This is a genomic window from Verrucosispora sp. WMMA2121 (assembly GCF_027460185.1).
GTDB lineage: Bacteria > Actinomycetota > Actinomycetes > Mycobacteriales > Micromonosporaceae > Micromonospora > Micromonospora palythoicola.
The window spans coordinates 4,648,708-4,663,095 of record NZ_JAPZBH010000006.1 but is presented as its reverse complement, the minus strand read 5'-3'; the positions used below and the strand labels follow the sequence as shown (position 1 = coordinate 4,663,095).

Below are 14,388 nucleotides of genomic sequence, written 5' to 3'. Positions count from 1 at the left end.
AGGTGACGAGTTGGGAGCGGAGCGAGAGGACCAAGCCCCCAACCGTGACGAGACGACCCAGGTGCCCGACCGCCACACAGCGCGGTTGCTCGCCTGGGCCGCTCTGATCGGTGCGCTGGCGACTCTTGTAAGCGCCCTAGTGCCGTGACCACGAACGTTCACGGTGTTGGTTGACACGCCGCGCGGCCTGTCGGGCGGGCGGCGTTGTGCGGGTCAGGCTGTGGCGGTGGCAGATCTTGTACGCGTGCGGCGGCTGAGTGACCAGGAAGGTCAGCAGCTGCTCAGAATCACCCGCCGGGGAACCGGTTCTCCGATCCGACTACGGCGGGCGATGGTCGTGCTCGCCTCGGCCGGTGGGAACACGGTGCCGGCGATCGCCCGCTTGGTCCAAGCCGATGAGGACACGATCCGGCAGGTCATTCACCGGTTCAACGAGATGGGGATGGCCAGCCTGGACCCTCAGTGGGCGGGTGGCCGTCCCCGCCACATCAGTAGCGACGAAGAGCAGTTCATCGTCGAGACGGCCAACACCCGCCCCGAGAAGCTGGGGCGGCCGTTCACCCGGTGGAGCATCCGCAAGCTCGCCGACCACCTGCGCCTGCATGCCACCCGCCGGGTCCGGATCGGGCGGGAACGGTTGCGGCAGATCCTGCACCGGCACCGGATCACCTTCCAGCGGACCAAGACGTGGAAGGAGTCCACCGACCCGCAGCGCGATGCCAAACTCGCCCGGATCGAGTACGTCAGCACCCACTTCCCACAACGGGTGTTCGCCTTCGACGAGTTCGGACCCCTCGTGATCCGCCCCCAGCCCGGCGCCGGGTGGGCACCCGCAGGCCATCCGCACCGGCTGCCCGCGAACTACCACAAGCTGCACGGCGTCCGGCAGTTCCACGGCTGCTACTCCGTCGGCGACGACCAGCTCTGGGGTGTCGTCCGGCGCCGCAAGAGCGCCGCGAACACCCTGGCCGCACTCACGTCGATCCGCGCCGCCCGCCCGGACGGGGCACCGATCTACGTCATCCTGGACAACCTGTCCGCGCACAAAGGCCGCAAGATCCGGGCATGGGCGGCCCGCAACAAGGTCGAGCTCTGCTTCACCCCGACCTACGCCTCCTGGGCCAACCCGATCGAAGCCCAGTTCGGGCCGCTACGCACCTTCGTCATCGCCGGCTCCAACCACCCGAACCACCCGGCGCTGACTCGAAAGCTGCAGACCTACCTGCGCTGGCGCAACGCCAACGCCCGCCACCCCGACGTCCTGGCCGCCCAACGCCGCGAACGAGCCCGCATCCGCAGCGAACGCCAACAACGCTGGGGCCAACCCGCCGCCCTCGCAGCCTGACCCAACACCGCGAACCTTCGTGGTCAAGGCACTAGCGGGCTGGATCCCCACCTGACAGCTACTGAGCTGACAGGCGGGGATCCGCCGGCGGATCGGCCGTCGCGTCGTTTCGGATGCGGGCGGCGGCCGGTCCCTCGCACGCGACCTCACAGGTCGCGCGAACGGAGCCGACTCTAACGGTCGTCGTCAGTTGCCGTAACCCATTCGGCGCTTACTTTCCGCTCCGTGCACACCAGCGCACCGATCGGCAAGACAGCATCGCCAATCGGATTGCTCATGACTGTGGTCATGACGCCATGAAGTTGTAGCTGCGCATCTGTAGAGATCCAGCCGCAGGCCACGAACTGGTAGTACAGCTACCCGAGGGTGAGGTCGTAGCCGTCGGCGGCGTACTGAGCGCAGACGGCCTCGGCTCGGCGGAGTCGGGTCGGGCTCGGCGCTGGGTCGCCCGGACCCTCCGCGACGCCCTCGCACCCCTCGCCCGCCTCACCACCGAGGCCGCCAAAGCGACCCGCGCCGCCGCCATCGCCGCCGCCCGGTCCGCCAGCGAACGCTGAGGCGTCGAGGTCCGTGGGCCGTGGCGGAACAGTCGTCAGCCTGCCCCCGAAGCGCGGGCCGACGGCAGACCGGATGCCGAGGCAGCTGCTGGCTACTGACTGAGCCACCATCATTTGGTGACTGATGTTGCCGATGAGGTGCTGGGCGCGTTGGCGGAGGAAGCTGTGCCGGTGATGCGTCGATCCTCCCATCCAGGCGACGCTGAGGAGCCCGGTTGGGGTGTGGCAGTGTCGGCGCAATCCAACCCCGTGTTGGCCCGCAGGACTCCCGGAAACGACTCGGCCGCCACCGCATTTCTCGGTGGTACCTCAGAGAGGGTGGTGACGGCTGCTGGGCCCCCGTAGGATCCTCCGACTAGGAGGAGGGCTGATGAACAGGGACGGGCGGCCGAAGCTGGCACACGCGCAGCTTGTCATCGATTTTTCCGCAGATCCCGCTCGGGGTGAGCAGGCGATCGGGCAGTGGTTTGAGTCTGGGTGGCGACTGCTTGGGGGATCGCTGCGGGATGTCGCCGATGCACAGGCGGCGGGCACGTTTGTGCGGGGTGGTAAGAACTTCCCGTACGGGGTGGATGCCTGGCTAGCTAGGGTCCCATGTGAAGGGCAGAGTAGTAACGGAGCGCCGTACGATCCGCAGGAATGGCGGCGCTTTCTTAACGACGCACGTCGCGGTGGTGCCCAGATTCACGATATCAGCGTGTATGAGATGGCATGGAGTGACGTCGATGGGCGACCAGCCAAGGGTGTCGACATCTCTCCCCGAATGCTCAGCATCAGATGCGTTCGTCGGCACGTGGATGGACGCGAGTTCGTCCTTCTCAGCCTAGAGGCACCTCGCACGAACCTGCTTGATGCCGCCGAACACGAAGCTACTCTGTCCACGTTCTTCCGCCGCGCCGCCGACCAGGCCGGCCCGCTGTTCGGACAGATCGGTTTCGACTACGGCATCTACAGCATGACCGGCCTTGAGTACCGGCTCTACATCCAGCCTCAGGAGTCGATACGGGAGGTCGGCCAGGTGCTGCGCGGCTATTCGTGGGTGACAGTTCTACCCGACATCTTGGTTGACCGGCTCGGCGGGGGGCAGCAACTGGTCGACAGCGGGGCGTTCATCGCGGTCGATCGTTTGTCGAGTGGCAGTTGGTGGCTCCAAGCCGCAGATACCGCCGCCGGCTACACCAACGACCACGCCAAACGCGTCTTCAGGGCACTCCGGCCCGTCCTCCCCGCCAAAGCCTACGCCTCAACATTCGAGGCTGACCTCAGGTGACGAGCGCCCGCACGCGGGCGTTACGCCGGAGACCGGCGTGGTCAACGACCTTCCCCTTCCCCTTGTGGCGGCATCGTTTGCCGTCACGCTAGGTAACGCAGCGCTGAAGGTGTTGACACGTTCCGCTTGTTGATCTACGTTCAGCCGCAACTTGCAAGCGGGGCGGAGGCCGGCGTGGACGTGGTTCCAACGAGTGCGACGAGGCTGATTAAGTCGCGGACATGTTTCTTGCACCCGCGTGGATTCCAGTTCGACGATCTTCATTGCCCGGCCAGCTTGGGTGAGTCAAGACCGGCGGTCGGCGTGATGAACCCGAGCCCGTTGTCGGCTGTCACTTGATCCGGTTTGACTAAGCCCTTTGAAAGCTGCCTCTTGGCCCAACTGACCGTGAGTCGACCCATCCTAACGCAGGTGGGTCGGTAACTCTGAGTCTGAGTTTGCGCGACCAACGCGCGTGTCGGGCACCCACTTTTCCGCTAGACCCGCCGGGCACTAGCGCGACGGAATGCACTCAAAACTGGTCAGGAGGCATGTGTGGTCGGGTTTCATAGGTCGTCGTTTGGCGGTGCGCGAGCGCGGCATAGATCGACCGGGACGTGGCCGTGGTTAGGCAGGTCGTTCGTCTCGGCAGGCATGGCAGCAGTACTCGTTGTCACGCTGCCTGGTTATGTGCCGGCGAGTGCGGCGCCCGTCGCAGCAGCCGAAAAGTTGAACAGGCAGCGCTACGACTCCGTGTCTGGAATGCCGGCTTCGGCTACTACCCCGGGTGCGGATGCTACGCAATCGGCAGCGGAGATTCGTCGACCGCAGCCGGTGTGGCCTGCGGCAGGTGCGACGGAGGTGACTCTCTCGGGGGCAGGGACTCGTTTGGGGGCGTCGGCAGTGGAGGGGGCCGGCTCCCTGCCCGTGACGGTACGTCCCGTGGTCACGGCAGGGGAGACAAGCCAGACGGTAGCACCGAATCAGCCCGACAAGGTGAGGGTGGAGCTGCTGTCGAGAGCGGCCGCAGAGGCGGCGGGAATGCGCGGCGGCCTCCTGTTGCGGGTCGGCCGCGTAGATGCCGTCGCAGCACCGGGCCAGGTCGAGGTGACTCTGGACTATGCGGGGTTCGCTGCGGCCTTCGGCGGGGACTGGGCCTCTCGGCTGCGGCTGGTGCAGGTGCCAGACTGTGCCGTGACTTCGCCGGGCACGGCGGGATGCACGGGCATGCCCTTGCCATCACGCAACGACGTGCGATCGCAGAAGGTGACGGCTGTTGTGGCAGCAGCACCGATGCGGGACGCAGTGTCCACAGCGGACGCTCGGCGGCTCGGGTTGACTGGCACGGCGGCATCGACGGGGACCTTGCTGGCTCTAGAAGCCGGCCCGTCCGGCGGTGCTGGTGACTATTCGGCATCAAGTTTGGCACCCGCATCGACGTGGGGGCACAGCGGTTCGACTGGCGGTTTCCAGTGGTCGTATCCCATGGAGGCTCCACCGGCCGTCGGTGGCCCCGCACCAGCATTGGCGCTTGCCTACTCGTCGCAGGCGGTTGATGGACTGAATGCGGCCAGCAACAACCAGCCTGGACCGATTGGCGAAGGATTTGACTACTCACCCGGCTTTGTCGAACGTCGTTACAAGGCATGCAGCGACGACATGGGTGGTAACGCCAACAACACGACCAAGACCGGCGACCTCTGCTGGGGCAGTGAGAACGCCGTGCTGTCGCTGGCTGGCACCACGGTCGAATTGCTGAAGAGTGCGGACGGTAAGTGGCATCCACGTAAGGAAGACGGATCGAAGGTCGAGTTGCTGACGACTCCGGCCTACAGCAACGGTGATAACGACAACGAGTATTGGAAGGTAACCACCGCCGACGGTACCCGGTACTGGTTCGGCCGGCACCAGCTGCCGGGATGGTCATCGGGCCGACCAACGACGAACTCGGTGCTGACGGCGCCGGTGTTCGGCAACAACCCGGGGGAGCCGTGCCACCAGACGACGTTCGCCGCGTCGGACTGCGGCGGGAAACGACAGGCCTGGCGGTGGAACCTCGACTATGTCGAGGACGTGCACGGCAACACGATGTCGCTGTGGTGGACCAAGGAGACCAACTACTACGCCCGCAATCAGGCCGCTGCCGCTCCCGTCATCTACGATCGGGCCGCGTACCTGACTCGGATCGACTACGGCACGGACAACCGAGACGACACCGAATATGCGGCCACCAGCCCTTACGTCCAAACCGCGCCGGCCCGGGTCGAGTTCGCCTACTCCGACCGCTGCTTGTCGAACTGCACCACGAAGAATGCCACCACTTGGCCGGACACCCCCTGGGACCAGGAGTGCACCGCGAGCACCAATCCCTGCCGTAACGCCTCGCCGACCTTCTGGTCCGCCAAAAGGCTTACCACGGTGACCACCAAGGTGCGAAAGGGATCGGCGTACCAGAACGCAAGTTCGTGGACCTTGCGGCACACGTTCCCCGATCCCGGCGACGGCACTCGTGCCGGCCTATGGCTGGCCGGGATCACCCGTCGGGGCCTCAACGGCACGACGGTGACCCTCCCGGAGGTGACGTTCGCTGGAACCCAGATGCCTAATCGAGTGGACTCCTCGGGCAGCGACTGGGCCCTAGCGATGAACTGGTGGCGGGTCAACTCGATTCGCACCGAGACAGGCGGTGAGATCTATGTGACCTACAGCCCTCAGCAGTGCGCCACCAGCGGCCCTAAGCCCACGGATCTGGACCACAACACCCTGCGATGCTTCCCCGTGAAGTGGATCCCTCAGTCGTACACGAGCCCAGTCACTGACTACTTCCACAAGTATGTCGTCACTGAGGTCCAACACATCGATCACACTGGCGGTGCCCGGCCACTCCGTACCTCGTACGAGTACCTGAACCCCGATAATCTGCCGCTCTGGCGTTACTCCGACGACAACGGTCTCATCCCCGCCAGCCGCAAGAGTTGGGGTGAGTGGCGTGGCTACCCGAGAGTGATCACGTACGTCGGTGAGGGCGCCACACGGACCAAGACCGAGACCCTCTATTTCCGGGGAATGCACGGTGACAAGCTCGCTGCTGGCGGTACCCGGTCAGTCACGGTGCAAGGACTAGAGGGTGGAGCGGCTACCGACCATGATGCTTTCGCGGGCATGCCCCGCGAGCAGATCAGCTGGAACGGCACGAGCATCGTGTCCGCCAGTGTGAGCGACCCGTGGCGGTCGGCGGCGACGGCAACCCGCTCCGGGACCCCGACCGCGGACGCCCGCTTCGTAGCAGTTGGCACTGTTCGTACACGTACCGCCATCGACGGCGGAGGATGGCGTCGTACGAGGACTGTTACCAGCTACGACGACTACGGCATGCCGGTCTCCCTTGAAGACCAAGGGGACGAGGCGATCGACACCGATACTCGCTGCTCATTGACCGAGTACATCCGGAACACCACCGGTGACAGTTGGTTACTGAACTCCGTCAAACGCGCCCACGGATGGGCCGGACCCTGTGCCACCCCGCCAACCAGCGCTTCCCAAGTGATCGGGGATACTCGCTACCGCTACGACGGCAAGGCCTACGGAGTCGCCCCGACCAGAGGTGTGATCACAGCAGTCGACGAGATCACAGACTGGAACGGCGGCAGCCGGCTCTACCAGCAGGTTGCCACGATGACGCACGACGCCCACGGCCGCCCGAAACAATCCACGGACATCACCGGCGGAGTCACGAGGACGGATTACACACCGACCGAAGGCGGCCCGCTGACAAAGATCGTTACCACCAACCCCCTGCTGTGGACGGACACCAAGGAGCTCGACCCAGCAACCGGAGCCACGGTCAAGACGACTGACACAAACTCCCGCGTCACTGAGGTCGCTCACGACGCGTTGGGCCGCACGGCGGCGCTATGGCACCCCGACCGCGCGAGAGCGACCTTCCCGGACACCCCGTCGAAGCGATACACCTACACCGTCGCGACCAACACCGTTTCGAGTGCGAAAGTGGAGGAGATCGACGCCCGAGGCGGCTACCGCACGGCCTACACGCTGTACGACGCGCTCGGCCGCGATCGCCAAACTCAGCAGGCCGCATGGGGAGGCGGCCGAGTTCTGACCGACACCTTCTACGACGCGGCGGGACGCGCCTGGAAGGAAAACAACGCCTACTACCACAACGGTACGGCCGGCACGACCCTGTACCTCGGCAATGACCTGGACATCCCTAACCAGACCAGAACCCTCTTCGACACAGCTGGACGTCTCGCTCACGCGATCCAGTTCTCAAAGGGCATAGAGAAGTGGCGCACCTCGACCACCTACCACGGTGACCACGTCGCGACCACCCCACCCGATGGCGGCATCCCCACTTCCACCTGGACGGACGCGCTTGGTCGCACTACGGAGCTCCGGCAGTACCACGGAAAGACTCCGACGGGCGGGTACGACAAAACTACCTACACCTACGATCCGACCGGGCCGCTCAAGTCGGTCTCTGACGCGTCGGGCAACACCTGGTCCTACCAGTACGACATCCGCGGCCGACAAACTTTCGCCGACGACCCGGACCGCGGGGAAACCACCACGGCGTACAACACTTTCGACCAGGTCGCGACCGTCACCGACGAGCGCGGGGTCGCCCTGCATTCCACCTACGACGAGCTGGGACGCCTCACCGCCACGCGGAAAGACTCGGCGACAGGTCCGCTGGTTGCCTCATGGGTCTACGACCTACCAGCCAAGGGTGTCCTGCGTTCCTCCTCTCGGTGGACTGACGGCCACGAGTACAGGACGGAGAACCTGACCGTCGATGCGCGGTACCGGCCTACCCAAATCCGTTACACGATCCCACCCGTAGAAGGCGGGCTCGCCGGCACCTACAGTCTCCGTCAAACCTACAACCCAGACGGATCGGCAAATACCGTTACGCTGCCGGCCGCAGGCGGCTTGGCGCAAGAAGTCCTAACCTACGCCTATGACAGTAACCAGGCATTCCCCAGCCAACTGAAAACCGACTATGGGGACGCCACTCACTACGTCATTGAGGCCAGCTACTCCAACCTGAACCAGCCGAACCTCATTACCCGGTCGACCGCTCTCACCGGTGCTCCGTTCGTGCAATCTGGCCAATACTACGAGGAGGCGACAGGTCGGATTTCCCGCCGGCCAGTGATCCGGTCGGTGGCGCCCTCCTACATTGCCAACAGCATCTTCAGCTACGACGAAGCCGGCAACATCGAAAAGATCGACGACAACCCCGGCAGCGGCCGAGACAGCCAGTGCTTCACCTATGACCACCTCCGCCGCCTAACCCAGGCATGGACGCCGGCATCGCACGACTGCGACGCGGTACCTACCGTCGCCGGGCTCGGCGGACCGGCCAAGTACTGGCACTCCTGGGACTTCGGCACCCCGACCGACCCAAGGGGGCGGGTAGGCAACCGGCTCAGCCAAACCGAGCATGGCACGGCCACCGGTGACGTCACCACCACCTACACCTACCCGGACGCCGGAAACAAGCAGCCACACAGCGTTGCCACCGCCACCCGAACCGACGACACCGGCACCATCACCACCAGCTACGCCTACGACGAAGCAGGCAACACGACCACGCGTCCTGGTCCGAATGGACAACAAACCGTGACCTGGACCCCGGACGGCTACCTCGAAACCATCACCGACTCCGCCGGCACCAGCAGTTACGTCACCGACGTCGCCGGCGGTCGACTCATCACCCGCGACCCGACCAACTCCACCCTGCACCTCGGACCCATGGAACTACGACTCACGAAGACAACAGGGGCGGTACACGCCACTCGCTACTACCACTTTGGAGACGAGGTCGTCGCCCAACGCACCACCAGCGGTATCACCTGGCTCGCCGACGACCACCAAGGCACCGGCCAGGTTGCAGTCACCGGTGATGCCGCTCAAACCGTCACGCGCCGCAGGCAAACGCCCTACGGCAATGAACGCGGGACACAGGCGACTTGGCCCAACCCCCGTGGCTTCGTCGGTGGCTACAAGGACAGCACCGGACTAACCCAGGTCGGGGAGCGCATGTACGACCCCCTCCTGGGACGTTTCCTGTCCGTAGACCCAGTACTCGACCAATTCGACCCGCAACAGATGAACGCCTACATCTACGCCAACAACAGCCCCATCAGTTTTAGTGACCCAACTGGCCTCCGCTGGCTCGAAGGAAACGTCGCCAAGAGTTCCGCAAAGGCCGAACGTGATGCGGCAACGCGGAAGCAAAGCACAGCCAAGGCCAACCAGAAGAGCGACCCAAGGACGCACGGTAACACTGCAGCCCACGCCACCGCAGTTCTCCTGCGGGTGCGAAATCTGAAAAAGAACTTCCCTCACGCTGTCATTAGCAGTGACGCTTTCGGCATCACCAAGGGTGCCGACATTATCTGTTGGAACTGCAAGAAGGGTGAAGTGTGGGTCTGGGAAGTGAAGCCTGAGCGCCAAAAGGCGGTCGCCCCAGGGGCGCTTGAGGAGCATATTTCTAAGGTCGTGTTTGATCCCAGGGTAAAGAACAGGCGGGTAATCGCAGGGCCGAATCGAGTGTTCAATCCCCAGCGAGAGACCTCTCCGCAACTTGGAGATACGCGGGGCAGGACAACCGTGTATAACGGCGAAAAAGACGGCGTGCAACTGTATGAGCAGTGGAGGGATAGTAAGAGGGCCCCTGCTGAGGCGTCAGCCAACCTTCGAGAGGCGGAGGATATCGCCAGCGATCAGAACGAGCAGGCGGATAGATGGAAGGAGGCTTTGACGAGGGATGCCGTCGAGCGTAGTAGCTTCGCCAGCGACGTCATTCTGTTCACTGGAGTATTTATCGGCGGATATCTAATAATTCGACTGGGAGTGGCGGGAGCTGCCGCAATCGCAGGTTCGCGGACAGCAACTCAAATGTCCAGGCCCCAGCCTCAGCCACTGCCGCGACCACAGCCACCGAGGCGCGGGGACTTCGGGCTCGCGGGCTGAGGTAGCCACCGACCACAACTTAAGATGTTTGAAACGGCCAGCGTGCACGCTGGCCGTTTCAAAACGTCGATTCTGTCATTACCTTTCCCCTCCCGGGACAAATAACTGTTAAGTGAGGTTGCGGGTGAGAAACCCCTTTTACCTGGTACGCCCATGGCGTGCTGCGGGAGTGGCGGCTCTGACGTCCCTTCTGATCGCTACTACCGGCGCTACCACAGCACCGCCAGCCGCCGTCGCGAAGATGTCGGCCCTTCCGGCAGGACCTACAAGCGCTGATACTTCGCCCCCGGAAGCCGACGCAATCGCTGCCGCCGAGCGAGCAGGGGCACCCGTCGAGGTCGCCAGCGCTAGGACAGAGACGTCGCGGACGATCGCGAATCCTGACGGGACGCTCGTCTTGGAGTCGTATGCGGTGCCAAGGTGGACAAACGGGACCGACGGTGCCTGGCGGCAGATCGATACCCGGCTGCGCCCGCAAGCCGATGGATCCGTGACGCCGATAGCGGCGCTTGTGCCGGTTCGATTCTCTGCGGGCGGCTCGGGTCCCTTGGTTCGCGTGCCGCTCGCCGCCGGCGAGGTGGCGATGTCTTGGGGGGCGGGCCTGCCCGCACCGCGGCTCGATAGCGACACTGCGGTGTATGAGTCTGTTCTTCCCGGGGTGGACTTGCGGGTAAGGGCATTGGTGGATGGATTCACCTGGGCTTTCGTGGTGCAGTCAGCTGAGGCGGCAGACAACCCGGCTCTGGAGACACTGCGGTTCACACTCGACACTGCGGGCCTAGCGAAGCGGCCTACGGACAGTGGCGGGTTCGACATTGTCGATAGCACGGGCACGCCTGTGCTGTCCACAGGCAACGCCTTGATGTGGGATTCATCGAGTGCGCTTCGTGATGAAGTTGCCTCGAAGAGTCGGGCGCTTGAGGAGTTCGTCGAGCAGGAACAACGCGAGGCGCTGGAGTCGGTGCCGGATGGCGCCCGAAAGGCGGAACTGCCAACTGAGGTCCACGGATCGGATCTGCTTGTGCGTCCGGACCTCGAGTTGCTGCGGGGAAGCGACACTACCTACCCGGTGGTGATCGATCCGTGGACGACAATAAACAGACTCCGGTGGGGCTACAGCGGCACCCAAGACGCTACCCGAAGTGACGGAGTGGCGCGTGTTGGGCGTAACCCGGACGGTTCCGGAACCTACCGATCGTACTTCGCCTTCAACCTGTCCGGGCTTTCGGGCAAGACAGTACGGTCAGTGAAGTTCCTGACGGAAATGACGCATTCGTGGTCATGTGACCCAAGTCCTGTGAACTTGTGGCGGACGGCAGACCTGACGAGTTCGGGCAAGCAGGCCTGGTCGGGGCCGAGCTTCTCCAAGTGGTTGGAAGAGCGGTCCGGTAACGCCCATAAGCCTTCGGGTGGCACGGGATGCTCGAACGATCCCCAGCCGGACAAGCCAATGGAATTCAGCAGCACCACTCTGAAGAACGACTTGATCGCTAACCAGGGGCAGTCTAACTACACTCTCGCGCTATCAGCCCGGAAATCGGATCATTCCGGCGAGAGTACCGAGAGTTGGTGGAAGAAGTTCGACCCGGCGCTGACGAAGCTGTCAGTGGAGTACAACACGCCCCCGAACGCGCCGACGGCAGGGCAACTGAGCACACACGCCAACTACACTTCTGGAGCGCAGGCCTGTGTGACGGGCACTTCTCGACCGATGGTGCGTTCCGACTACCCGTGGCTAAAGGCAACGCTAACTGACCCGGACGGTGCAAACGGCGGGAAGCTGTCGGGAGTATTCACCCTTCAGAAACGCAACGGCTCCTCATGGGCCGCCGTGTCGGGTTGGCCGAAGACGGACTCCGGGGTCGCCAGCGGCGCCAAGGCCGAGGTGCAGCTGACCACGAAGACGGTCGACGGGGAGCAGTACCGCTGGCAAGTGCAGACGAAAGATACCCTCGGCGGCACCTCAGACCCGTCACCATGGTGCGAGTTCTACGTCGACTACTCGCCACCGGCGGTCACCCCGACCGTTACACCAGCCGACGGGCTCTATCTCGAGTCTCCGCCGCTGGGAACTAATGACCAGGTACGTGGCGGTGTCGGCTACTCGGGTCGGTTCACCTTCTCCGCCAATGGCGTCGCTGACGTCTACGACTACGTCTACCAGATCGAGGGCAGCACTCAGTTGGCGGTGCGCGCGGCAAGCCTGGGCGGTTCGGCCACCGTATGGGTCACCCCGAAGCATATTGGTGAAAATGTGCTCACCGTCCGTAGCCGGGACGCAGCTGGCAACGCCTCCGATCCATACGACTACGTATTCCTGGCCGATAGCCCTTCAGCCCCTACGGCAGTCTGGGCCATGAATGAAGGAACCGGTAGCACCCTAGCTACCACTCCCGCAGGCGGGCCAATCATCACGACGCACAACAATCCAAGCTGGACGGACGGGCGTGTACTCGGTGCCCACAAAACGCAGGGCCGAGACCGCGCCGTGGGCTTCGGCTACGGCAGGGGCTGGGGCGCGACCGCCGCAGCGCCGCCAATCGACTCCTCCCGCAGCTTCAGCGTCGCAGCATGGGCGCGGGTCCTCAGTCCGAACACCTTTGGATCCGTCGTGGCGGCCAGCGGCACGAACAACGGTGCATGGCAGCTGCAACGAGACGCCGGCGGCGGCTGGTTCTTCCACACGTTCTCGGGCGACAGCCCAAGCCACACCCGCACCTCGGTCACCGCCCCCGCTCCAGCGGCGATCAACGTCTGGCAGCACATCGCCGGGGTGTACGACGCAGGAGCTCAACGGATCCGCATCTATGTCAACGGCCGATTGGCAGGCGAGCAAACTCTCAACTCCCTCTGGTCATCCACAGGGGTGATGCAAATCGGCCGTGTGCACTACAACGGGAATCAGCAGAACTACTTCGAAGGCGACATCGACGACGTCAGGCTTTGGAACCGCGTCATCGACGAGTACGACCTCGAACCCCTAGTTGAGCCCGTACTGTCCGGACATTGGGAGATGGAGGACCTCGACGACGACTCGCCCCGCCAGGAAGCAGATGCTTCCGGCTACCAACGTCCCCTTACGCTGGCCGACGCGCCCGCCGTCGACTGGGCACCTGGTCTCGGCTACAACTTCTCTAGCGGCCTGAGCTTCGACGGCACGAACGGGGCAGCCACCACGACAGGACCCGTCATCCGAACAGATCAGTCCTACACCGTTTCGGCGTGGGCCCGCTGGACCGGCGGGAGTGGCCCCAGGACCGTCTTCGCCCAGGACGGCTCACAGATTTCCGGCTTCTTTCTGACCTGCCGCCTGCAGTCGAACACCGTCCGCTGGTCACTGATGACCCGCAACATCGACGCCACCACCAGCAGTTCTCGCACCATCTACGGGAGCCCTTGCGTACAAGACAAATGGACCCACGTGACGGCCGTCCAAGACGCGAACGCTCAAGTGCTCCGTCTGTACATCGACGGCGTGCTCGCCGGCACGGTCGCAGCTCCAAGCCCATGGCACGCTGCTGGTGCCTTCACCATCGGCCGCTCCAAGTACCAGATCCCCGCAGACCACTGGACTGGTGACATTGATCGCGTCCGAGTCTGGCAGGGTGCCCTAACGGACGCTGAGATCACGGCTCAGGTCAACGAGCCATAGCCGGGTGGCGCCGTGCCGCATAAGCCTCGCGGCACGGCGCCTGGGCCTGCCCCGTTCACGCTGTCAGCGCCTGCCGGGCTCGGGTGGTTCAGGGTGAGCAGGCGATCGGACGATGGTTTAAGTCTGGATGGCAGCTGCTCGGCGGCGAGCTGCGCGAGGTGGCCGATGCATATGCGGCTGGTACGTTTGTGCTGGGCGAGGGGCTTTCGTACGGGTGGAAGCCTGGGTCCACCGGGAGATTCTCAACATGCTGCCCGCGGAGCGGCCCGCCGAGTCCCTGACCCGGTTCGATCGGCGCATCGCGCAGGTTGCCCGGTAGATCGACGGCTTCTTCGGGTGCGACCAGTGGTTTCTCTTCGACACCCCGTGGGGTCGGGCCCCGCTCGCTGCTGCGCTACGCGGCCGACTGGTACCCATACGACATGTAGATCGAAGTGTCCTCCGGATTCGTCCGAGGAAACATGGCATGCCGGGCCCGATAGTCTCAGGCGGTGCAGGTGCAGGCGTAGCCGCAGGAGCGGAGATTACCTGGACCCGACATCCTTGATGACCGTCCTCAAAGGATGATCGTCCTCGAAGGGCAGAG

4 protein-coding genes are annotated in these 14,388 nt (G+C 64.2%); all 4 read left to right on the top strand.

From position 1 onward, the window contains the following. Window positions 1-226 precede the first annotated feature (226 nt). A complete protein-coding gene (locus O7605_RS29795; protein WP_269741614.1) occupies window positions 227-1,345 on the top strand; it encodes an IS630 family transposase in 1,119 nt (372 codons plus the stop codon). 927 nt (window positions 1,346-2,272) lie between these two features. Then, window positions 2,273-3,172: a hypothetical protein gene (locus O7605_RS29790; RefSeq protein ID WP_269742294.1), complete on the top strand. Its 900-nt coding sequence runs from the start codon at window positions 2,273-2,275 to the stop codon at window positions 3,170-3,172. Between the two features lie 981 nt (window positions 3,173-4,153). Next, on the top strand, window positions 4,154-10,150 hold the full coding sequence (locus O7605_RS29785) for an RHS repeat-associated core domain-containing protein (RefSeq protein ID WP_269742293.1): 5,997 nt from the start codon (window positions 4,154-4,156) through the stop codon (window positions 10,148-10,150). 556 nt (window positions 10,151-10,706) lie between these two features. Further along, window positions 10,707-13,802, top strand: coding sequence for a LamG domain-containing protein (locus O7605_RS29780; protein WP_269742292.1), 3,096 nt, complete (start codon window positions 10,707-10,709; stop codon window positions 13,800-13,802). Window positions 13,803-14,388: the final 586 nt, after the last annotated feature.